Source organism: Burkholderia sp. AU44665, assembly GCF_030504405.1.
Taxonomy (GTDB): domain Bacteria; phylum Pseudomonadota; class Gammaproteobacteria; order Burkholderiales; family Burkholderiaceae; genus Burkholderia; species Burkholderia semiarida.
On record NZ_JAUJRI010000002.1, the window covers coordinates 37992 to 61391 of the forward strand.

Genomic DNA, 23400 nt, shown 5'->3' on the forward strand with positions numbered 1-23400 from the left:
CGACGAGCACCGGCCCGTCGTTCGTCAGTCGACCACCTTCCCTCGCCCCGACTTCACCACGCTGCGGCGCGACTTGTGTTCGAGCCGCCGTTCTTTCGACGCACGCGTCGGTCGCGTCGCGACCCGCGCACGCGGCGTGTACGCGACGCTGCCGATCAGCGTATCGAGCCGCGCGAGCGCCGCCTCGCGGTTCTTCTCCTGCGTCCGATATTCCTGCGACTTGATCACGACGATGCCGTCGCGCGTGATGCGCTGGTCGGACAGCGCGAGAAGCCGCTCCTTGAGCACCGGCGGCAGCGACGACGCGCGGATGTCGAAGCGCAGATGAATCGCGCTCGACACCTTGTTCACGTTCTGCCCGCCCGCGCCCTGCGCGCGCACGGCGGTCCATTCGACCTCGGCCGGATCGAGCGTGTAGCGGATCATCATCGCGAAACCTCCATGCGGCACCGGGCGAGCGCCTCGTCGATGCGGGCCGCGAGCCCCGAATCGCGCTGCGTGCGCGTCGCGACTGCCTGCGCCAGCACGCGCCGCGGCCCGATCACCTGCACGCGCGTGCGGGCGCGCGTGACGGCCGTATAAACGAGCTCGCGCGTAAGCACGCGGCCGAACGACGCGGGCAGCACGAGCGCCGCCTCGTCGAACTCCGAGCCCTGCGATTTGTGCACCGTCAGTGCGAACGCCGTCTCGTGCGGCGGCAGCGCGGCCGGCGACACCGCGCGCACGGTGCCGTCCGCGCGCCGGAACCACACGCGCAGCACGCCTTGCGCGTCGGGCAGCGCAATGCCGATGTCGCCGTTGAATAGCCCCAGCGCATAGTCGTTGCGCGTAACCATGATCGGCCGCCCGGTGAACCAGTGCGCGCCGACCGCGAGCGGCACGCGCGCCGCGTGCCGCACGTGCGCGGCCACCAGCGCATTGACGTGTTCCGCGCCGCGCGAGCCGCCGCGGGTCGCGCACAGAATCCGGAACCGGTTGAGCGCGTCGAACATCGGCAGCGGATCGGGCACCGGCGCGGCCAACGCGTCGCGCAATGCGTCGAGATAGGCGCCGAAGCGCCGCGCGAGCCGCTCGACCGTCGACGACGCCAGCGTGTCGCCCGCATCGTCATGAAACGACGCGGCGGCCGAGTCGTCGGCAGGCAGCGCATCGAGCGCCGCCTGCACGTCGCCGCGGCGGATCGCGAGCGACAGCCGCCCGATCGGCGAATCGAGACCGAACCGGTAATTGCGTTCGAGCCACACGACGCAATCCGCGAGCGGTGCCGGAGCGGACGTGCCGGCGGACGCGGCGGCGGCTTCGCCGGTCAATGGCGATGCGGCGGCCGTCACCGACGCGAGCGCCGCATCGGCCGTGTCGAACGGCGGCAGCTCGACGGTGTCGAGCCACGCGAGTTCGTCGGCCTCGATCCAGGCGGGCGCAGTGCCGCCCGGTACGCCGGCATCGGCCGGTGCCGACTCCGCGCGCGGTGGCGGCGCGATGCCGGGCGACGACGCTTCGTCGTCCTGCGGTTCGTCGTCGAAGAGCGACGCCTGTCGCGCATCGACTTTCGGCCGGGCCGCCGGCTTGCGTGAAACGGGTACGGACGCCGATGGCGACGCCGAAGCCCGTGCGGAAGCGGAAACCGGATGCGCGGCCGGAACCGCAGCCGGTGCGGCTTCGTCCGGCACCGGCAACGCCGCGACGAACGCCGCCTCGTCGATGCCCAGCGCCTGCGCGATGCGCGTGCGCGCCGCGGCCGTGAACGCCGGCCGCGCGCTCAGCTCCGCGAATACGGCGCCGGCCTCGACCGCGGCCAGTTGATCCTTGTCGCCCAGCAACACGAGCCGCGCGCCCGGCGCGAGCGCGTCGAGCAGATGCGCGGCGAGCGCGACGTCGATCATCGACGCCTCGTCGACGACGATCAGATCGTACGGCAACGGATTGTCGCGATGATGCCGGAAACCGCCTGCTCCACCGCCGCCCAGCAACCGATGCAGTGTGTACGACGTGTCGGGCAGGCGCGCGGCGAGTTCCGGCGGCAGATCGCCGGCGCGCGCGTGCAGCGCCTCCTGCATCCGCTGTGCGGCCTTGCCGGTCGGTGCGGCCAGCGCGATGCGCAGCCCCGGGTGCGCGTCGAGCAGACAGGCGAGCACGCCGACGACGGTCGTCGTCTTGCCCGTGCCCGGCCCGCCGCTGACGATCGTCACGCGGCCCGTCAGCGCGACGATCGCCGCGACGCGCTGCCAGTCGACTTCGCCGGTGGCCGGCCCGAAGTAACGGGCGAGACTGTCGCGCAACCGGTCGGGCGACAGGCGTTCGTCCGGCGCGGCGACGCCGGCCTGCGCGACGAGCGCATCGGCGAGCCGCCGTTCGTAATCGAAATAGCGCGACAGGTACAGGTGATCGAGCCGGTCGACGATCAGCGGCCGCTCGTCGCCGCGCGCGAGCGTGCCGAACGCGACCACGCCGCTTGCGGCCAGCGCCGCACGGACCTCGTCGAGCGGCGCTTCGTAGCGCTGCGCGAGCGCGCCAAGCGCGACGCACACGTGGCCGCCGGCGGTCGCGCGGCTCGTCGCGAACGCGGCGCGCGCCGCCCAGCGTGCCGATGCGGGCGGCGCACCGGCACGCCGCGCGAGGTCGCCGATGCGGCGCGCGAAGCCTTCCGCGAGCGCGATGCCGAAATCGGCCGGCTCGGGCAGCCGCGCGACGAGGCCGCCGGTGAATTCGAGCATGTCGTCGGACGCGGTCATGCGCGGCTCCCTTCCATCATCCGGTCGAGTGCGTCGACGAGCGCGCGCGCGGGCCGCCGCGCATGCACGCCGGCCGGCTCGCCGCCGCTGCGCCAGCCGGGCCGCACGCCGCGCACGAACAGGTACAGGTAACCGGCGATGTGCGTGTCGTAGTCGTAATCGGGCAGGCGGCCACGCAGGTAACGGTGCAGCGCGACCGTATAGAGCAGCGCCTGCAGGTGATACGCGTGATCGGCCATCGCGACGTCGAGCGCGCGCGGGCCGTAGGCATCCGGCGTCGTGCCGAGGTAATTCGACTTCCAGTCGACGATCCAGAAACGGCCGTCGTGTTCGACGATCATGTCGATGAAACCCTTGATGAAACCGGCGAGCGTGCCCGCCTCCAGTGCAACGTCCGGATAGCCGTGCGCGACCAGCAGCCGGCGTAGCGCCGTCAGATCGAGCGACGGCGCCGGAAACAGGAAGCCCATTTCGTCGAGCCGCTTCGCCGGATCGAGATCGGCAAGCCGCATGCCCGGCACGAGCTCGGTGTGCACGACGTCGTCGACGAGCCGCGCCATCATCGCCGGCAGGCGCGCCGCAAGCTCCGGCTCGGCCTCGACCGGCCGGTCGTGCAGCGCGCCGAGCGCGGCGGTGTGCCACGATTCGGGCTCGGTGAACCGGCTGAGCTCGAACAGGCGGTGCAGGCATTCGCCGGCCGCCGCGCCGCGCGGGAACATGAGGATGTCGTCGTCCGGCGGGCCGGCCGCGGCCGTATCGGCCAGTATCGGTTCGCCGTCGGGCGTCACCGCCGCAAGCGCATCGTGATCGGGCCGCAGTTCGTCGTCGGGCACGGCCGCGACGCCCGCCTCCTCCCGCGCCATCGACGCGGTCAGCGAGCTGAAGCTCGCCATCCGCCACGCATCGCGCAGCACGCGTGTCGCATGGCGCGCCGCGAGCGTCTGCGACGCGTCGTGCCCGGCTTCGAGACGCTCGCGGCGCGCAGGCACCGGCAGCGGCGCGACGCTCACGGGGCCGCCCGCGAGCGCGTGCCACGCCGCGTCGAGCGCGGCTTCGTCGGGCGGCTCGTCGAGCCACGCATCGAACGCATGACCGGCCCCCGCGACGAGCCAGTTGAGCACGCTGCGCCGCGCTTCGCGCGTCGAGCGCGACGACAGGTAGGGCCCGGCGACGACATAGCAGCGATAGACCGCGCGCGTGAGCGCCACGTAGACGAGCCGCGCGCGTTCCGCGGCCTGCTCGCGCAGCGCCTGCCGCGCCGCGTGCGCGGCCGCTTCGTCGTCGCATCCGTAATGCAGCACCGCATCGCCCGCCTCGTCGTGATACTCGCGCGCATCGGGCAACGCGGACGACGGCGGCTCGCGCAGCCCGCCGTCGTTCAGGAACGGACAGAACACGATCGCGTATTCGAGCCCCTTCGACTTGTGCACCGTGACGATCTGCACGAGATTGCGATCGGATTCGAGCCGCAGTTGCGCTTCCTCGTCGCCGCCGTCGAGCCGTTGCGCGGCGAGCCAGCGCAGCGTCGGCGCGATGCCCGGCTGCGCGGATGCACGGGCCTGCGTCAACTCGGCCAGATGGTTGATGTCGGTCACGCGGCGCTCGCCGTCCGCACCGGCCATCAGCCGCTCGGCGATCCGCAGCTCGCGCGTGAACGTGCGCCACATCACCGCGAAACCGCGTTCGCGCCACAGCAGCCGATACCGCGAGAAGCGCTCGACCCAGCTCATCGCGTCGGCACCGTCGGCCGCCGGCGCGCCGGGTGGCGCACCGCCGTCGCCCTGCTCCATACGCCACAGCGCGCCGGCATCGAGCCCGAACCAGTCGGACGCGAGCGCCGCGCGCAGGCGCCGCAGGTCGCCCGGCGCATCGATCGCCGCCAGCACGCGTTCGAGCTGCTCGGCGTCGCCGGTCGAGAACACCGACGCCTGCGCCAGCTCGACGCTGCCGATGCCCCACGTCGCGAGCACGCGCTTCACGAGGCTGCCCTGCCGGTGCGTCTGCACGAGCACCGCGATGTCGCCCGGCGACAACGGCGTGTCTCCCAACCGCACGCGCCCTTCACGCGCGCCGCGCATCAGCCGCGCGATCTCGGCCGCGCACGCCTGGGCGGCCTGCGCCTGCGCATCGCGCTTGAGCAGCGTGCGTTCGCCGCCCGGCAGCGCCCACACCCGGAAATCGCCGGCGGGGCCCGGATCGGTTTCGTCGACGAACGGTGCACGCACGCGCGTGCCGGCGCGCACCGCGTAATAGTCGAGCCCGTCGAGCACGAACGCGCGCGGATTCGACATGAACAAGCGGTTGCACGCGTCGACGATCGCGGGCGTCGAGCGCTGGTTGACCGCGAGCGTGTAGCACGCGCTCGCCCGTGCGCGCGCGGCGAGATAGGTATGCAGATCGGCCGCGCGGAAACTGTAGATCGCCTGCTTCGGATCGCCGACGAGGAACAGCGGGCCGCCCGGCGCGAAGATCCGGTCGAAGATCGCGAACTGCAGCGGATCGGTATCCTGAAACTCGTCGATCAGCGCGGCCGGATAGCGTGCGCGCAGCGCCTCGGCGAGCCACGGATGCGCGTGCAGCGCGTGATACAGGTTCGCGAGCAGATCGTCGAACGACACGACGCGCCGCGTGCGCTTGCGCTCGGCCAGCTCGCGCGGCGCCATGTCGAGCCATTCGGCGATCAGCGCGAGCCAGCGCGCGCGCTGCGTGGCCTCGGCTGCGGCCACGGCGGCCTCGAGCGTGTCGGCCACGTCGAAGAACGCGTGGGCGGGCGTCGCACCGCCTTTTTTCGTCGCCTTGGTCAGTGCGGTTTGCGTGAGCTTCAGCGCGGCTTTCGGCAGCGCGGCCGTCGCGTCGCCCTGCGCGAAATGCGCCGCCCACGCGGCGAGCGCATCGGCGAGCGCGTCGGGCTTGTGCGAGCGCTGATTGAGCGCGGGCTGCGCGGCGCGCAGCAGCGCATCGATCGCGTCGCGCTCGGCCGCCCACATCCGCGCGGCCTCCGCGAAGCATTCGGCCGCGGCCGCTTCGGCCGATTCGTCCGGCTCGGTCACGCCATCCCAGCGCAGCGCGGCAAGCGGCTTCTTCAGCCGGCGTGCGAGCTGCGCATCGAGCGCGGCCGGGCCGGCGCCCGATTCGACGAGCCACGTCGCGAAGCCCGGCCAGCGCGCGGCCGCCGGTTCGACACGCGTGCGCCAGAAATCCGCCGCGAGTTCGAAGCGCAGCGACGCATCGTCGGCCTCCATGTCGAACGCGAACGGCATCGCCGCCGCGAACGGCGCTTCCTGCAGCGCGCGCTGGCAGAACGCGTGGATCGTATGGATCGCCGCCTGGTCGAACGCGCGCAGCGCACGCCGGATCCGCTTCACGGCCGTCTCGGGATCGAGCGCGCCGTCGTCGCCGAGCGTGGTCTCCAGCAGGCGCGCGATGAACGGATCGCCGCCGTCGTCGCCCGTGTCGAGCGCATGCGCGAGCTGCGCGAGCCGGCCGCGAATCCGCTCGTGCAACTCGGCCGTCGCCGCTTTCGTGAACGTCACGACGAGGATCTCGTCCGCGCCGAGATCCTTTTCGAGCAGCAGGCGCACGTACAGCGCGCAGATATTCCAGGTCTTTCCGGTGCCGGCCGACGCCTCGATCTGGTTGACGCCGTCGAGCGGGCACGCGAATACGTCCAGTTCGAGCGCCTGCTGCTGCGCCCCGGCGCTCATGCGACCTCCTTCAGATGTTCGACGAGCGGCTCGAACACGAGCCGCGCGAGCGTGCCGAACGGCTCGTCGAGCGACGGATGCGCGCCGCGCCACGCGATCGCGATGGCCGGATCGTCGGCTTCGCTCACGACCCGCTCGTTGATCCACACGCTCGCGGCCTTGGCCTCGCCGTCGGACACCCGCGCCCATGCACTGCGCGGGAAAAACCGCAGCGGCATGCGCCGCCCCGCGCGGAACAGCGCGGCCAGCGGCGCGAGCCGTTCGAGCGGCGCCGCGACGGGCGTCAGCTCGAACGCGCCGCCGCTGCCGAACCACAGCGTGCGGCGCGGGCCGCCGGGCTCGATCGCACAGTAGACGAGATGCGCGAGCCACGCGGACAGGTAGTCGCGCGCGCTCGGCCGCGCATAGCGGTAGATGACCTGCCCGCCCGGCGTCAGCCGGTTCAGCGTGCCGTGCAACTCGAGCGGCGCGCTCACCGCGTCGGCCGCCAGCATCGCGTCGTCGGCGCCGAACAGCGCCTGCTCGGTGTCGGGCCATTTCGGCACGACGGCGAGCGAGAACGGCCGCCGCTCGATGCCGCCGGCCAGCGCACCGCGCACGTTCGACGCAAGCTGCGTCATCGAGCCGAGCGCCTGGTCGCGCCACACCGCGCCCGTCGCGCCGCCGGGCAGTTCGGGGCTCGCGTCCGCGATGCGCAGCGCGTGATCGTGCACGCCGCCCTCGCCCGCTTCGATCAGGAGCGGCAGCACGCGCTCGGCAAGCGCGTCGCTGCCGGCAAAGTCCAGCGCGAACGGCTCGGTATCGAGCAGTTCGGCCTGCGCGTCCGCCAGCACGATGCCGAGCCGGCCGCGCAGCAATGCGCGCGCCGGATGCCGCCAGAAACGTTCGAATTCGCTGAACGCGACGGGCTCGACCGGCTCGGCCGGCAGCGGCTGCGCGAAGAACGGCTGCTCGCGCGGCCCGCCGCGCGACGCTTCGGCGGCCAGCAGCGACGCAAGCGTCGCCCGCTCGGTGTCGTACGAAACGAGTTCGCTGCCGGGCTGGAAATACGCGGCCGCGAACGGCTGCAGCGGATGCTCGACGATGAACGCGCGCCGCGCGGCATCGACCGCATCCGGGGCGGCGCCGGGCCCCGCCGTGACGATCGCCAGATGATCGAGTAACTCGTCGACGAGCGCCGCGGGCGGCAACGGCGCATTGTCGCGGATGCTGCGGCCCGTATAGGCGATCAGCAACCGGTCGCGGGCAGCCAGCAGCAGGTCGAGAAACAGATTGCGCTCGTCGTCGCGGCGCTGCCGGTCGCCCAGCTTCGGCAGCACGGCCATCAGGTCGAATTCGTCCGCGCGCGCGAGGCTCGGCAGCACGCCGTCGTCCATCCCGAGCAGGCAGACGATGCGATACGGCAGCCCGCGCAAGCTCGTGAGCGACGAGAACGTGACGCCGCCCCACGGCACCCCGCCGCGGGCCGGATCGTCGAGCGCCGCGGTGAGCCCCGCGCGGACGACGGCCGCCGGCAGCGCCTCGTCGGGCGCGCCTTCCGTCATCGCGGCCAGCATCGCGTCGAGCGCGTCGCGCACGCCGGCTAGCGCGTCGGCATACGCGGCGCCCGAATCGAAGAAGCGCGCGAGCGTGTCGGCGAACAGCTCGCTCCAGCCGCGCGGCGTGTGCGACTGCGCGAGCCGCCGCGCGAAGCCGTCGAGATCGTCGGTGAAGCGTGCGAGCCGGCCGAGCAGTTCGGCCTCGCTGCCCGTGGCCGCCTCGATCGGCAGCCATGCACCGATCGGCGCCGCGCCTTCGGGCATCGCATAGCCGAGAAAGAGCCGCGCGAGCGCATCGGAGAACGTATGGCGCGGCGCGGGCACGGCCGCGTCGTCGCTCGCGCGCGGCGACAGCCCGCGCCGCGCGCCGGCGGCCGCGAGCCAGGTCTGCACCGTTTCGAGCGCGGCCGCGTCGATGTCGTAGCGCGCGGCCACCGCATCCACGCGCAGCCATTCGACCAGCTCCGGCGCGCCGACCTGCCGCTCGGGCAACGCGAGCCAGTCGAGCAGCACGCGCGCGACCGGGTTCGCCTGCGACGGCGGCAGGCCGGTGATCCGGTACGGCACCCGCGCGCCGCCGGCGCCTGCGGTGCCGAACACCGCGTCGATCAACGGCCCGGCGGCGGCAAGATCGGCCACCGCGACGAGCACGTCGGACGGCTGCAGGCTCGCATCGGCGTCGAACCACGCGAGCAGCCGGTCGTGCAGCACCTCGAGCTGGCGCGCGAGGCTGTGGCACACATGCACCTCGATCCCGCGCTCGAGCGGCGTGCCGCCGATGTCGGCCTCCGGCTGCAGTTCGAGGATCGCGTTCTGCACGCGCGCGAGCCACGTCGGAGCGGGATTCTCGACGAAACGCGACGCATCGCCCGACGCCGCGCTTTCAGTCAGCTCGTGCAGCATGTGCAGTTGCGCCTGCGTCTGCCTGCCCCATTCGGCGAGCAGCGGATGGCCGACTTCCTGGTAATCGCGCCGCCCGGCCGCATCGAGCGCCTCGGCGTGCGCGGCGGTCACGATGTCGAACCAGAATTCGCGGCACGGATTCAGCGCGTAGACGCGCACGTCGATCCAGCGCGACAGTTCGCGCAGCAGCGCGACGTGCAGCGGCGGCATCGTCGGCAGCGCGAACACGCTGACCGATTCGGGCCAGTCGGCGCGCGCGACCGTATCGGCATCGAGATGGCGCGCCTCGACGAGGAAACGGTGCGCCGGCGGCGTGCCGCTGTCGCTCAGCTCGGCGAGCAGCGCGCGCCACAGCGCGGCCTGCCAGCGCTCGTCGTCGCGCGCGGCGTCGCTGATCCCGCGCGGCGCGGCGTCGTCCGCGAGCACCGACTCGCCGGCCTGCCACGCGGCCAGCCATTCGGGGCGGTAGGTCAGGTAGTGATCGAGCACAGCCGCGACGCGATGGGCCAGCTCGTAGCGCATCGCATCGTCGGAGGCCGACAGATACGCGGCCAGCCGCGGCGACGCGAGCCACGGCGCGTCGCCTGCCGCCTGCGCGAACAGCCGGTAGCAGCGCCACACGAGCCGGTCGGGCGCGAACGGCGAACGCGCGGGCACCGCCAGCACGCGGCCGATCTGCGCCCACAGCCACTGCGCGAGATACGTGAACTCGACGTTCGCGCACACGCCGTTGCGCGCGGCGATGTCGAGCTCGAGGCGGCGGCGCAGCGCCGCGCTCGGCACGATGACCTGTTGCGGCGCCCACGGGCCGTTACGGGCCGGGAACGCGGCCAGATCCTCGAGCAGCGCGTCGGCCAGCGTTTCGTGACGGTTCGAATAGAAAAGATGGAGCATGAAGCGGGCGTCGGAACCTCGGACCGGCGGGGCCGGGCGAACAGGATCACCAAGGATAGCAAATGGGCCGCCGCAGCGAACCTCGGCCGGAAAGCCAGCTTTTGCGAACCGCGAAATACGATAGACTCGTCGCCAGTCAATACGCCGCCCCCGGGCGTCTTCGTCTGCCATTCAGCCCATCGATGCGCTATTCGGTCGAAATCAGAAAGTTTTTCTACAGCCAGTACTTTTTCGGCGGCCTGCGCATCGCGGTCGGCGTGTCGCTGCCGGCCGTGTTGTGCCTGATCGTGTTTCACAACCGCGAGCTCGGCTTCACGATCTCGACGGGCGCGCTCGGCGCGTGCGTCGTCGACATGCCGGGCCCGCTCAAGTACAAGCACAACGAAATGCTCGCGTGCAGCGTGATCGGTTTTCTGGCGGCGCTCGCCACCGGCCTCGCGACACCGAACATCTTCGCGCTGTGGCTGACGATCGTGCCGCTCACGTTCGTGCTGTCGCTGATCGTCGTCTACGGCAACCGCTGGCCGCAGATCAGCTTCGCGACGCTGTTCATGATGGTGATGACGCTCGAGGAGAAGTTCACGCCGCTGCAGGCGTTCGTCAACGCCGGCTGGATTCTCGCGGGCGGCCTCTGGTACACGTACTGGGCCACGCTCGTGTCGCAGTGGCAGGCGCGCCGGATCGAGCAGCAGGCGCTGGCCGAAAGCCTGTTCGCCTGCGCCGACTATCTGCTCGCGCGCGCGCAGTTCTACGATCTCGACGCCGATCTCGACGAGTGCTACCGCAATCTCGTCGCCCGGCAGATCACCGCGGTCGAAACGCAGGAAACCGCGCGCGACATCGTGCTGCGCAACCTGCCGAAGCTGCGGCGCGGCAAGCTCGATCCCGGCCGCACGACGATGTACAACCTGTTCATCAACAGCGTCGATCTGCACGAGCTGTTCGTCGGCGCGCACACCGACTACCCGCTCGTGCGCAACACGTTCGGCGGAACGGACCTGATCATCTTCTACCGCGACCTGATCCGCAAGGCCGCCGCCGATCTCGAGGAGGTCGGCCTCGCGGTGCTCGAAAACCGCGCGCCGCATTCGCACATCAGCGTGAAGGCCGAGCTGCGCGCGATCGAGTACGAGATCGAGCTGATGCGCAAGAAGAACTTCGCGGCCACCCACGCGGAAGCCTATGCGGCCGTGGTCGCGACGTTCCGGCGCATCTGGAGCGCGACGCGCCTGATCGACCGGATGCGCCGCAACCTGTCGGGCCGCGCCGATCCGCAGCAAACCGAACTGAAGATCGACAAGGCGCTCACGCGCTTCCTGCAGCGCCGCCGCCTGTCGCCGCTGCTGATCTTCTCGAACCTGAACATGCGTTCGCCGAGCTTTCGCCACGCACTGCGCGTGACGATCGCCGTGGCGGTCGGCTTCTGGATCGGGCGCCTGCTGCCGCTCACCAACGCATACTGGATCGTGATGACGACCATCATCATCCTGAAGCCCGGCTACTCGCTGACCAAGCAGCGCAACGCGGCGCGTATCGTCGGGACGCTGATCGGCTGCGCGGCGAGCGTCGCGCTGATCTACACGGTGAAGGACACGCACCTGCTGATCGCGATCATGTTCGGGTCGATGGTGATGAGCTACAGCCTGCTGCTGTTCAACTATGCGGCGAGTGTCGTGTTCACGTCGTCGTACGTGCTGCTGATGTTCCACCTGCTCGCGCCGGGCAGCATGCGGATCATCGGCGAGCGCGCGATCGACACGGTGGTGGGCTGCATGATCGCGATCGCCGCGAGCCGGCTGTTCCCGTACTGGGAATACCGGCTGATGGGCAAGCTCGTCACCGACATGCTGAGCGCCACCCGCAAGTACTTCGAGGCCGTGTGGCGCGCCGGGCGCGGCATGTCGCCGCCGCCGGTGCCGGCCGCCGACGGTGCCGCCGTCGTCGCGGGCGTCGCCGCGGCGATCGAGTCTCCGGCGGCCAGCCTCGACGACGACTACCGCTACCGGCTCGCCCGCAAGGACGTGCACATCGCGTTCGCGAACCTCGGGCAGGCGTTCCAGCGGATGATGATCGAGCCGAAGGCGCACCAGCGCTTCGTGCCCGAACTGAACGACCTGCTCGTGCAGACGCACGTGCTCGGCGCGCAGATCACGGCTGCGGCGCCGCTGATCCGCAGCGCGTGCGCGGCCGACGGCGGGCTCGTCCACGACGACGCGCTGCAGCGCGGCCTGGCCGCCGTGCTCGACAATCTCGAGAAGGCCGAAGCCGGCGAGCCGCCGCCGGCCGACCAGCTCGAAGCATCGAAGCAGATCACGCGCGATCTCGATGCGATGGTCGTGTCCGCGGAAAAATCCGATGCGGTCGGCGCCGAGCTCACGCACGACCTGAAGGTGCTCGCGCACCAGTGCAAGCAGATGCTCGCGTCGTCGCTGCTGATCCGCAAGGACGCGAGCGTGATCCGCCTGCCCGCCTGAGCGCGGATGTCCGTGTTCTACGCGCGGATCCGCCCGAAATTCGCGCCCGCGTCACGGCCCGCGTCACGTTGACGCACGGCTGACCTGTCGATACGGCGCGCCGGTTCCGGCGCGCCTTCCGCTGTCCCGGTTCCGCACGGCGCCCGTCGCGCCGGAAGCCGCGAATCGACGCCGTTCGCCTGCCGCGCGCGCGACCCGAGCGGGCCGCGCACCGGCACGTCAGTGCGACGCCGCGCTCGCGGCCTCGGCCGGATGGGCCTCGTCGTACGCGTGCTTCTGCGAAATCGCGTTGTACAGGATCGTCCCGATCACGAGCAGCACGGCCACGACGATCAGGATGCTCACGTTGCGGACAGGGTTCTTCTTGCGCTGATCGTTCATGGTCGGTGCCGCTCCGTCAAATTCCTCGAAGCGGGCATTCTACGCGCTTGCGCCCGCGCCGGGCCGCCCCCGTTCGCCGGTCTCCGCTCCCGGCTTCCCCCTGCTTTCCGCAAGCTTTCGTTTGTTAATCATTCCCATTTCGATTTAGAATCCAGAATCTTTCACTTTGTAATGTTCCGGGTCGCTCGGGCGGCAGGCGCGCCCCGGAACGCTCCCTCGTCCACCTGCCCCACCGGAGTCTCCATGTCGAATCCGCGCACCCGCCTGCTGCCGCTCGCCGGCGCCCTCGTCCTGGCTGCGGCCGCCTTCGCGCCGCTTGCCCAGGCAGCCGAGGAAGTGAGCCTGTACACCACCCGCGAGCCGAAGCTGATCCAGCCGCTCATCGACGCGTTCACGAAGCAGAGCGGCGTCAAGGTCAACACGGTGTTCGTGAAGGATGGCCTGCTCGAGCGCGTGAAGGCGGAAGGCGCGCAATCGCCGGCCGACGTGCTGATGACGGTCGACGTCGGCAACCTGCTCGACCTCGTCGACGGCGGCGTCACGCAGCCGGTGCGCTCGAAGGCGCTCGACGATGCGATTCCCGCGAACCTGCGCGGCGCGAACGGCGACTGGTACGCACTGTCGCTGCGCGACCGCGTGCTGTACGTCGAAAAGGACCTGAAGGTCGATGCGTTCCGCTACGAGGAGCTCGCCGATCCGAAATGGAAGGGCAAGGTCTGCATCCGGTCGGGCCAGCATCCTTACAACACGGCGCTCGTCGCGGCGATGATCGCGCATGACGGCGAAGCCGCGACCGAAAAGTGGCTGCGCGGCGTGAAGGCCAACCTCGCGCGCAAGGCGACGGGCGGCGACCGCGACGTCGCACGCGACATCCTCGGCGGCATCTGCGACGTCGGCCTCGCGAACGCCTACTACGTCGGCCACATGAAGAATGCGGAACCCGGCAGCGATGCGCGCAAGTGGGGCGACGCGATCAAGGTCGTGCGTCCGACGTTCGCGAATACGAAGAGCGGCGGCACGCACGTGAACATCAGCGGCGCGACGGTCGCGAAGCATGCGCCGCACAAGGCCAATGCGGTGAAGCTGCTGGAATACCTGGTGTCGCCGGAAGCGCAGGCGCTGTATGCGCAGGCGAACTACGAATACCCGGTGCGCGCGAACGTGAAGCTCGACCCGGTGATCGCGAGCTTCGGCACGCTGAAGGTCGACCCGCTGCCGCTCGCGGATATCGCGAAGCATCGCAAGCAGGCGAGCCAGCTCGTCGACAAGGTCGGCTTTGACAACTGACGCATCGCCTGCCCGCGCGTTGCGCGAGCCGCGCGGTCCGCGTGCGCGCCTGTGGCCGCGCGCGGGCCGCCTGTGGCTGATCGCGGCGCTGGCGATCGCCGCGGCGGTCGCGGCGCCGCTCGCGGTGCTCGTGGCCGCCGCGTTCGACGCCGATCTCGCGCACTGGCGGCATCTCGCCGAATTCGTACTGCCGCAGGCGCTCGTCAACACGCTGCTGCTGCTCGCCGGCGTCGGCACGATCGTGTCGATCGTCGGCACCGGCTGCGCGTGGCTCGTCACCGCGTACGATTTCCCCGGCCGCCGGATCCTGACCTGGGCGCTGCTGCTGCCGCTCGCGGTCCCCACCTACATCGTCGCGTTCGCGTATCTCGACCTGCTGCATCCGATCGGCCCCGTGCAAGGCGCGATCCGCTGGCTGCTCGGCTTCGACAGCCCGCGCCAGTTCCGCCTGCCCGACGTGCGCTCGCTGCCCGGCGCGATCTTCGTGCTCGGCTTCGTGCTGTATCCGTACGTCTATCTGAGCACGCGCGCGATGTTCGTCACGCAGTCCGCGAGCCTGCTCGAAGCCGCGCGCACGCTCGGCGCCGGCCGCGTCGCGACGTTCTGGCGCGTCGTCGTGCCGCTTGCACGGCCGGCGATCGCGGTCGGCGTGAGCCTCGCGCTGCTCGAAACGCTGAACGATATCGGCGCGTCGGAATTTCTCGGCGTGCAGACGCTGACCGTGTCCGTCTATACGACGTGGATCACGCGCTCCGATCTCGCCGGCGCCGCGCAGATCGCGCTGGCGATGCTCGCGATCGTCGTCGGCATGATCGCGCTGGAACGCTACGGACGCCGCCGCCAGCGCTACGCGCACGGCCGGCGCATGCGGCCGATCGCGCCGCGCCGCCTGACCGGCTCGGCCGCGCTCGCCGCCGCGGGGCTCGGCTGGCTGCCGGTCCTGCTCGGCTTCGGCGCGCCGGCCGCGTACCTCGCGGTCGAAACGGCCAAGCGGCTGCACCTCGTCGGCGGCGTATCTGCGCAATTGATGACCGGGCTCGCGAACACGCTGACGATCGCGACCGCCGCCACCGCCGCGACGCTCGCGTGCGGGCTCGTCGTCGCGTGGGCCGCCCGCGCGCAGCGCGACAGCGCCCGGGCAGGCCCTGCCCGCCTGTGCGCGCGGATCGCGAGCCTCGGCTACGCGGTGCCGGGCACCGTGCTCGCGATCGGCCTGCTGATGCCGTTCGCGGCGGCCGACCGCCTGTTCGGCGCGGCGCTCGGCCGCGACGCGCTGCTGCTGATGGGCTCGGCGACCGCGCTCGTGATCGCCTATACCGTGCGTTTCCTCGCGATCCCGGCCGGCGGCATCGAGGCCGGCCTCGCACGCATTCCGCCGTCCCTCGAACAGGCCGCGCGCTCGCTCGGCGAGACGGCGGGCGGCACGCTGCGCCGCGTCCACCTGCCGCTGCTGCGGCCCGCGCTCACGACGAGCGCGCTGCTGGTGTTCGTCGACGCGATGAAGGAATTGCCGGCCACGCTGCTGCTGCGCCCGCTGAACTTCGACACGCTCGCGACCTGGCTGTATGCGGAAGCCGTGCGCGGCACCTATGAAGAAGGCGCGGTCGCCGCGCTCGCGATCGTGCTGGCCGGGCTCGTGCCCGTGATCCTGCTCGCCCGCACCCGCCACAAGATCGGAGCCTGACACCGTGAATCTGCTCGAACTCGACGACCTCTGCGTCGCCTACGACACGCCGCAAGGCCGCCGCACCGTGGTCGACGGCCTGAGCCTCGCGCTGCCGCGCGGCGACATCGGCTGCCTGCTCGGCGCGTCCGGCTGCGGCAAGACCACCGTGCTGCGCGCGATCGCCGGCTTCGAGCCCGTGCGCATGGGACGCATCGTGCTGGACGGCACGCCCGTCGCGGCGCCGTCGCTCGACGTGCCGCCCGAGCGGCGACGCATCGGCATGATGTTCCAGGATTACGCGCTGTTCCCGCACCTGAGCGCGGCCGACAACGTCGCGTTCGGCCTGCGGCGCATGCCGAAGGCCGAACGGCGCCTGCGCGTCGCGGAGATGCTCGACCTCGTCGGCCTCGCCGATTCCGGCGACGCCTATCCGCACGAACTGTCGGGCGGCCAGCAGCAGCGCGTCGCCCTCGCGCGCGCGCTCGCGCCGTCGCCGGAACTGCTGCTGCTCGACGAGCCGTTCTCGAATCTCGACGTCGATACGCGCGAGCGGCTCGCGTTCGAGCTGCGCGACATCCTGAAGCACACGGGTCATACCGCGATCCTCGTCACGCACAACCAGGCGGAAGCGTTCGCGATCGCCGACCGGATCGGCGTGATGAAGGACGGCCACCTTGCGCAATGGGATACGCCGTATGCGCTGCACCATCATCCGGCCAGCCCGTTCGTCGCGGATTTCGTGCGCCGCGACGCGCTGGCCGACGAACGCGCACGCGCGCTGGCGCGCGGCCGATGAAGCGGCGCCGCCGGCGCGGCGGCGCGCCCGTCAGGCGGGCTCGGCCAGATCGCGCACGGGCAGCGCGGTCGAATACTTGATCTGCTCCATCGCGAACGACGAGCTAACGTCGAACAGCGGCACCGTGCGAATCAGTTGCTTGTAGACGCGGTCGTAGTCGTCGATGCCGGCCACCACGACGCGCAGCAGGTAATCGGTCTCGCCGCTCATCCGGTAGACCTCGACCACTTCCGGCATGTCGCGCACCGCCTGCGTGAAGCGCTGCGCCCATTCCTCGGTGTGCTGGTTCGTGCGGATCGCGACGAACACGGTCGTGCCCACGCCGAGCTTGCGCGCATCGCACAGCGCGACCTGCGCACGAATCGCGCCGGTTTCCTTCAGCCGCTGCACGCGCTTCCAGCACGGCGTCTGCGACAGGTTCACGCGCTGGGCCAGCTCCGCGATCGGCAGCGTGGCATCCGTCTGCAGCAGCTCCAGCAGCTTGCGATCGATGGCGTCCATTTCTCCATTCCCTCGTCGATAGAAATTTATTCTATTCATCCTGCCCAACGGGGAACAATATGAAAAGTGTCCGGGCGCGTCGACCGGTGTAAATACCGACCCGTCACGCACTCACCGCGCCAAACGAAACAGGCGACGCCACCCGCGAAGCGTGGCGTCGCCTGACATCGCCGCGCGTCGCGGCTTGCCTGCCGCGCGCGGGCCGGCGCTCACACGTCGCCGCCGGCCGTCGCGCCGCTCAATACGCGACCGTCGCGATCTCGCGCACGAAGCTGTCCTGCTCGAGCGCATCGACGAACGCGACCGCGTAGTCTTCCGCCGAGATCTTGCTGTTGCCTTGCGCGTCGACGATCAGCTTGCCGACGCCCGTGCGGAACGTGCCCGTGCGCTCGCCCGGCGCGATCAGCGCGGCCGGCGCGAAGAACGTCCAGTCGAGATCCGCGACCGTCTTCAGGTAGTCGAGCGCGTCGCGATGCGCGAGCGCGACCGCCTTGTACGCTTCGGGGAAACCTTCGGTATCGACGAGCTGCTTGCCCGGCGCGACTTCGAGCGAACCGGCGCCGCCCACCACGACGAGCCGCTTCAAACCGGCCTGACGCGTGCCGGCGACCAGCGCCTTCGCGACCGCGACGACCTGCGCCGCATCTTCCTGCTTCGGGCCGTACGCGCTTGCGACGACGTCATGCCCCGGCAGCGCGGCCGCGATGCTGGCCGCGTCGAACAGGTCGGCCGCCTTCGCGGTGATGCCGTCGCCGGATGCGCCCGGATGGCGCGACAGCGCGGTGACGCGGTGGCCGCGCCGCACGGCTTCCGCCGCGATGCGCGAGCCGATCATGCCGGTGGCGCCGAACAGCGCGATATTCAAAGAACGTTGCGTCATGTCGATTCTCCAGAAAAGAAAATATGTAACATAGTTAATTACATATAAGATCGAAAAAAACGGGGCGAAGCCCCCGTTGCGCCGACCGCCGCGCGTACGCGCCGTCCGGCTTCCTGCCCTGCCTGCCCGCGGTCACCCGCCGGCGTGCGCCGCCCGCTGCGTGCGCTGCTCCCGATCCAGCATGTCGGTCGTCACATCGACCAGCGTGCGCGTGGCGAGCGACGCTTCCATCGCGCGCTGCGCGTCGCCGATATAGCCGGTCAGCGCGCCCTGGATGTGCCGCCCGACGAGACACGCAGGATTCGGTGCCTCGCGGTGCAGCGCGAACAGTTGCGCATCGTCGACCGCGCGATACACGTCAAGCAGCGTGATCTCGCCGGGCTCGCGCGCCAGCAGCGCGCCGCCGCCCGCGCCGAGTTGCGACGTGGTCAGCCCTGCTGCCGCCAGCATCGACAGCAGCCGGCGAATCAGCGCCGGATTCGTATTCACGCTGCCCGCGATGACGTCGGACGACAACGGCACGCCTTCCTGCATCGACAGCAAGGCAAGCACGTGAACGGCAAACGCGAACCGGCTGCTGGTATTCATTCCTGACTCACTCGGCGACGCCGGCCCGACCCGCAACCGGCGACATGTGTAACCATGATAATTACATTTTGCGGATCGTGCAAGCCCGCGTCATTCGCCGCTCGCGGGTTTCGCCCCGGCGGCGCTCTGCTGGCTCCACTGCTGGAGTTTCTTGCCGGCTTCGGCGATCTTCGCGCCCGCTTCGGAAGCCGCATGCGCGACGACCGCGGACGCCGCCGCGTCGATCTGCGCCTGCGCAGCCGACGCGAGGCCGCTCGCGGACAACGGCGGCACGGCCGACGCCGCGGACGCGATGCCGGCCTTCGCCGCGTTGATCTGTTGATTGACGGTGCTCGCCACCTGGTCGAGCGCCTTGGCCGCGTTGTTGGCGGCATCGGCGGCCGCGCTCGCGGCCGTATCGGGTTGCGCGGTCGACGTACCGGACTTCTCGCAGCCCGCGAGCAACAGCAGCGCACCGGCGGCCACGGCCGCCAGCACGGACCCGGGCACGCGACGCGCCCGCGATGTCTTCATGTTCATCAGCAATCTCCGGCCGCACGTGGCGCGACCTCGTGGTTGGACCGGTGTCGATGATACCGCCTGTGGAACAGGCCCAATGACGACCCGTTGTTAAAAATGCCTTTCAATTTCGGATTCGTCTGATTCAATCGAACGCGCCACGCCTCTAAAGTGGGCACGCCTCAATTCACTTCGTACGTGCCCCCTTTTTCTTCGTCATGGCTTTCCTCATCGATTGGTTCATCGTCCTGGCCGCGCTGCTCGCCGCCACTCTGTTCCTCTGCCTGCGCGCGCCGTCGGCGCGCCGTCTCGCCGAATCGGGGCGTCCGCGCCGCATCGCGTCCGCGCGCCTGCTCACCCAGGCCGTGATCGGTTTCTGGACGGCCGCGCTGATCGTCGCGCGAGGCATTCTCGGCGCCGATGGCGACGGCCAGTCGCTCGCGGGCTTCGCGGCGCTCGCGGTCGCCGCGATCGGGCTGTCGGCCGTCGCCCTCTACTGGTCCGCGTGCGCGCTGCGGCTGCGCCGGCCGCCCGCGCTGTTCGCGCGCCACTGACGCGCCAGATCGGTGCGTGAGCGGCGCACGCCGCGCACCGCTTCATTCGGCATACGCACCAATTTCGTCACGATCGCACCATAAACGCGCATCCGGCGAAGCGATCGGCGACCGGCGGCCACGCCCCGATCCCGTGCACGATTCACCGGCATGCCGCATCGCACGGTACCCGGGCACCAATTTCACGCAGTCATTCACCAGCTTGGCTCGATACTTGCATTCCTCGCCCGTTTTTTGCGCAAGGAAGCCACGGCATGGATGGTCTGAAATCCGGCGTCGACACACTGTTCCTGTTGATCGGCGCCGTCATGGTGCTCGCGATGCACGCGGGCTTCGCCTTTCTCGAACTCGGCACGGTCCGCAAGAAGAACCAGGTCAACGCGCTCGTGAAGATCCTGGTCGACTTCTCGGTGTCGACGCTCGCGTATTTCCTCGTCGGCTACACGATCGCGTACGGCGTCGAATTCTTCGACGACATCGGTTCGCTGTCGCAGCACAACGGCTACGCGCTCGTGCGCTTCTTCTTCCTGCTGACGTTCGCCGCGGCGATCCCGGCGATCGTGTCCGGCGGCATCGCGGAGCGCGCGAAGTTCAATCCGCAGCTCGTCGCGACGCTGATCATCGTCGGCTTCATCTATCCGTTCTTCGAAGGGATCGCGTGGAACGAGCGCTTCGGCGTGCAGGCCTGGCTCGCGCACGCGTTCGGTGCGCCGTTCCACGACTTCGCGGGCTCGGTCGTCGTGCATGCGTTCGGCGGCTGGGTCGCGCTGCCGGCCGTGCTGCTGCTCGGCGCGCGCCACGGCCGCTATGCGAAGGACGGGCGGATCGCCGCGCACCCGCCGTCGAACATCCCGTTCCTCGCGCTCGGCGCATGGGTGCTCGCGGTCGGCTGGTTCGGCTTCAACGTGATGAGCGCGCAGACGCTCGACAAGATCAGCGGCCTCGTCGCGGTGAACTCGCTGATGGCGATGGTCGGCGGCACGCTCGCGGCGTGGGTGGCCGGCCGCAACGACCCGGGCTTCACGTACAACGGGCCGCTCGCGGGCCTTGTCGCGGTCTGCGCGGGCTCCGACGTGATGCACCCGATCGGCGCGCTGGTCACGGGCGCCGCGGCCGGTGCGCTGTTCGTCGCGATGTTCACCTGCGTGCAGAACCGCTGGCGCATCGACGACGTGCTCGGCGTCTGGCCGCTGCACGGGATGTGCGGCGCGCTCGGCGGCCTCGCGGCCGGCGTGTTCGGGCTGCCCGCGCTCGGCGGGCTCGGCGGCGTGTCGTTCCTGTCGCAGCTCGTCGGCACGCTCGGCGGCATCGCGATCGCGACCGCGGGCGGCACGCTCGTCTACGGCGCGCTGAAGGCGACCGTCGGCCTGCGTCTCGATCGCGAAGCGGAATTCGACGGCGCCGACCTGTCGATCCACCGCATCTCGGCCACGCCCGAGCGCGACTGAGCGCAAACGCTTGCGACCGGCGTCCGTCCGTTCACCTGACGGACGCCCGACACATCATTACGTTCTCGATTCAAAAAACTTTCATCTAGCGTCCCTACACTTCCGTCCAGTTTTCAATTTGCCTTCGCGTTGCTTGCCGTACGCCTGCATCGCGAAGGCCATGTTTCCAACAACCGAAACTGGACTCCACATGCCCGCGTTGCCCAATGCTTCCCGTCGTCAGGCCCTGAAGATCCTCGCCGGCGCGCCGATGCTTCCCCTTTCCGGCCTCGCGCTGCCGGCCCTGCTGACGGGTTGCGGCGGCGACGACGATCCCGCGTCAACGCCGGTCGCCGCCGCCTATACGTCGGCGGCCTTCTCGGCGATGGCCGCGCCGACGCTCGACAACGCGGCCGCGATGGCGACGACGACGGTCGGCTCGACGCTGTCGGTGTCGTTCTCGGACGGCTCGTCGCGCAACTTCAAGCTCGCGTACAAGCCGTTCTTCGTGACGGGCGACATGGTGCCGGACGGCAAGGGCGGCACGACGCTCGCGGGCGGCTACTACGACATCAACAACCAGCCGATCATCGACCGCTCGGTGGCCGGCAAGGAGCGCCAGTTCTATTCCGACTGCCCGGACGGCAGCTCGCTGCTGACGCTGAAGAACGCGAACGTGCCCGGCGTGAAGGGCAACACGGTGTTCGCAGTCGTGCAGTTCGAATACACGACGCGCGACCAGGCGAGCGCGTCGCAGTACGGCCAGCTGCCGTCGCCGATCGCCGTGCTCACGCTCGACCAGGACCCGGCCACCGGCGCGCTGAAGCTCGTGAAGTATCACAACGTCGACACGTCGAGCGCACACGGCCTGTGGATCACGTGCGGCGCGAGCCTGTCGCCGTGGGGCACGCACCTGTCGAGCGAGGAATACGAGCCGGACGCGACGAAGGCCGCGACCGACGCGCAGTTCAAGGCGTTCAGCAAGAACACGTTCGGCGACGAGACGAAGGCGAACCCCTATCACTACGGTCACCTGCCCGAGATCACCGTGAATCCGGACGGCACGGGCACCGTGAAGAAGCACTACTGCCTCGGCCGCATCTCGCACGAGCTGATCCAGGTGATGCCGGACCAGCGCACCGTGATGATGGGCGACGACGCGACCAACGGCGGCCTGTTCATGTTCGTCGCCGACAAGGCGGCCGACCTGTCGGCCGGCACGCTGTACGTCGCGAAGTGGACGCAGACGTCGTCGGCCGGCGCCGGCACCGCGACGCTCACGTGGATCAGGATCGGCCACGCGACCAGCAGCGAGATCGAAGCGCTCGCGAACACGCTGAAGGCGTCGGACATCATGGACCTGGTGACCGTCGACCCGAACGATGCGAGCTACACGAAGATCCACTTCGGCGGCAAGTTCAACTGGATGCGCGTGAAGCCGGGGATGGAAAAGGCGGCCGCGTTCCTCGAGACGCACCGCTACGCGGCGCTGCTCGGCGGCAGCATGGCGTTCACGAAGCTCGAAGGCACGACCGTGAACGCGAAGGACAAGATCGTCTACACGGCGATGTCGCGGATCGAGACGTCGATGGTCAAGGGCAACGCGGTGTCGCGCGACGTCGCGCTCGACAAGAAGATCGCCGCGGGCGCCGTCTACGCGCTGAACCTGAAGGCGGGCCAGCGCGACACGACGGGCGGCGCGATCGACAGCGAATGGGTGCCGGTCGACATGGGCGCGCCGGCCGCGCTCGTCGGCGAGGATCTCGCCGCGGCCGACGCGCTCGGCAACCTCGCGAACCCGGACAAGATCGCGAATCCGGACAACCTGAAGTTTTCCGAAAAGCTGCGCACGCTGTTCATCGGTGAAGACTCGGGCATGCACGTGAACAACTTCCTGTGGGCCTACAACGTCGACACGAAATCGCTCGCGCGCGTGCTGTCGTGCCCGGCCGGCGCCGAATCGACGGGCCTGCACGCGGTCGACGAGATCAACGGCTGGACCTACATCATGAGCAACTTCCAGCACGCCGGCGACTGGGAATCGCCGCTGCACGACAAGGTCAAGCCGACGCTCGACCCGCTCGTGCGCGCGAACTACAAGGACCGCTTCGGCGCCAGCGTCGGTTACCTGACGGCCGAGCAGACCAGCATCAAGCTCGCGAAGGGCTGACCGTCGCGCGCGGGGACGTTGCGCGTTGCAGGGCGCCCTGACCGGGCGTCCCTGACCGGGCGTCCCTAACCGGGCGTCCCTGACCCGGCCTCCCGGACCGGGCGTTCTTTCTTCGATCACCGTTCATTCGTCGGCGCTCCACGCCGTTTCATGCGCGATGCCCACTGCGGGCATCGCGCTTTTTTTTGCGTGAAGCGAGCGCGGCGCGCATCGCGCGTGCAGGCGGGCGCGATGCGGCCGTGGACAGGCGTTTGCGGCGATCGGAGGATAATACGGGCCTGACGCGTCCGGGCGGACGGTCGGAAAGACAGGCAAAAAAAAGCGCCACGGAGACCGTGGCGCTAAAAAAGTTCTAGCCATTCCGAGGGCCGTGCTAGAACCTGAGAGACTGCGCGAAACATCGTTGC

General features: G+C 70.1%; 16 protein-coding genes. 7 read left to right on the forward strand and 9 right to left on the reverse strand.

The window, feature by feature from the left end; translation table 11 throughout:
* Positions 1-24: 24 nt before the first annotated feature.
* From arfB to recC, 4 genes are read right to left on the reverse strand one after another with little or no spacing between them, the layout of a single operon-like run.
* On the reverse strand, positions 25-429 hold the full coding sequence (arfB, locus tag QZM15_RS05205) for an alternative ribosome rescue aminoacyl-tRNA hydrolase ArfB (RefSeq protein ID WP_059573930.1): 405 nt from the start codon (positions 427-429) through the stop codon (positions 25-27).
* Positions 426-2732: an AAA family ATPase gene (locus tag QZM15_RS05210; protein WP_302106012.1), complete on the reverse strand. Its 2307-nt coding sequence runs from the start codon at positions 2730-2732 to the stop codon at positions 426-428. Before QZM15_RS05210 ends, arfB begins: the two co-directional genes overlap by 4 nt.
* Positions 2729-6436, reverse strand: coding sequence for an exodeoxyribonuclease V subunit beta (recB, locus tag QZM15_RS05215; RefSeq protein WP_302106013.1), 3708 nt, complete (start codon positions 6434-6436; stop codon positions 2729-2731). Before recB ends, QZM15_RS05210 begins: the two co-directional genes overlap by 4 nt.
* A complete protein-coding gene (recC, locus tag QZM15_RS05220) occupies positions 6433-9771 on the reverse strand; it encodes an exodeoxyribonuclease V subunit gamma (protein WP_302106014.1) in 3339 nt (1112 codons plus the stop codon). The genes recB and recC overlap by 4 nt, the downstream gene beginning before the upstream one ends.
* A 182-nt stretch (positions 9772-9953) precedes the next feature.
* Between recC and QZM15_RS05225 the strand changes: the two genes are divergently transcribed.
* Entirely contained in the window at positions 9954-12245 is a 2292-nt protein-coding gene (locus QZM15_RS05225) for an FUSC family membrane protein (RefSeq protein WP_060965792.1), read from the forward strand.
* Between the two features lie 219 nt (positions 12246-12464).
* On the opposite strand, the gene QZM15_RS05230 is transcribed toward QZM15_RS05225, so the two are convergent.
* Positions 12465-12626 (reverse strand): hypothetical protein, encoded by a 162-nt coding sequence (locus QZM15_RS05230; RefSeq protein WP_006476417.1) that lies wholly within the window; start codon positions 12624-12626, stop codon positions 12465-12467.
* 243 nt (positions 12627-12869) lie between these two features.
* On the opposite strand from QZM15_RS05230, the gene QZM15_RS05235 reads away from it, so the two are divergent.
* From QZM15_RS05235 to QZM15_RS05245, 3 genes are read left to right on the forward strand one after another with little or no spacing between them, the layout of a single operon-like run.
* On the forward strand, positions 12870-13913 hold the full coding sequence (locus QZM15_RS05235) for a Fe(3+) ABC transporter substrate-binding protein (protein ID WP_060011463.1): 1044 nt from the start codon (positions 12870-12872) through the stop codon (positions 13911-13913).
* Positions 13914-13962: 49 nt separating this feature from the next.
* Positions 13963-15597, forward strand: a complete 1635-nt coding sequence (locus tag QZM15_RS05240; protein WP_302106176.1) for an iron ABC transporter permease — start codon at positions 13963-13965, stop codon at positions 15595-15597.
* 4 nt (positions 15598-15601) lie between these two features.
* Entirely contained in the window at positions 15602-16375 is a 774-nt protein-coding gene (locus QZM15_RS05245) for an ABC transporter ATP-binding protein (protein WP_104012334.1), read from the forward strand.
* A 30-nt stretch (positions 16376-16405) separates the two neighbouring features.
* On the opposite strand, the gene QZM15_RS05250 is transcribed toward QZM15_RS05245, so the two are convergent.
* The 4 genes from QZM15_RS05250 to QZM15_RS05265 form a co-directional block, all read right to left on the reverse strand.
* On the reverse strand, positions 16406-16876 hold the full coding sequence (locus tag QZM15_RS05250) for an Lrp/AsnC family transcriptional regulator (RefSeq protein WP_059573939.1): 471 nt from the start codon (positions 16874-16876) through the stop codon (positions 16406-16408).
* Between the two features lie 238 nt (positions 16877-17114).
* Positions 17115-17756 carry an NAD(P)-dependent oxidoreductase gene (locus QZM15_RS05255; RefSeq protein WP_059644071.1) on the reverse strand — a complete coding sequence of 214 codons (642 nt, stop codon included), beginning with the start codon at positions 17754-17756 and terminating at the stop codon, positions 17115-17117.
* A gap of 132 nt (positions 17757-17888) precedes the next feature.
* Entirely contained in the window at positions 17889-18344 is a 456-nt protein-coding gene (locus QZM15_RS05260; protein WP_059644068.1) for an Rrf2 family transcriptional regulator, read from the reverse strand.
* Positions 18345-18434: 90 nt separating this feature from the next.
* On the reverse strand, positions 18435-18863 hold the full coding sequence (locus QZM15_RS05265; RefSeq protein WP_059573942.1) for a hypothetical protein: 429 nt from the start codon (positions 18861-18863) through the stop codon (positions 18435-18437).
* Positions 18864-19060: 197 nt separating this feature from the next.
* Here QZM15_RS05265 and QZM15_RS05270 point away from each other — a divergent pair, with 197 nt between their 5' ends.
* The 3 genes from QZM15_RS05270 to QZM15_RS05280 all read left to right on the forward strand — a co-directional run bounded on the left by QZM15_RS05270 (position 19061) and on the right by QZM15_RS05280 (position 22993).
* The gene (locus QZM15_RS05270; protein WP_060313383.1) at positions 19061-19396 is read left to right on the forward strand and encodes a hypothetical protein; all 336 of its coding nucleotides are present in this window, start codon (positions 19061-19063) and stop codon (positions 19394-19396) included.
* Positions 19397-19650: 254 nt separating this feature from the next.
* Positions 19651-20844 (forward strand): ammonium transporter, encoded by a 1194-nt coding sequence (locus tag QZM15_RS05275; RefSeq protein WP_060313379.1) that lies wholly within the window; start codon positions 19651-19653, stop codon positions 20842-20844.
* Positions 20845-21034: 190 nt separating this feature from the next.
* Positions 21035-22993 carry a PhoX family phosphatase gene (locus QZM15_RS05280; RefSeq protein ID WP_060313376.1) on the forward strand — a complete coding sequence of 653 codons (1959 nt, stop codon included), beginning with the start codon at positions 21035-21037 and terminating at the stop codon, positions 22991-22993.
* Positions 22994-23400 lie beyond the last annotated feature (407 nt).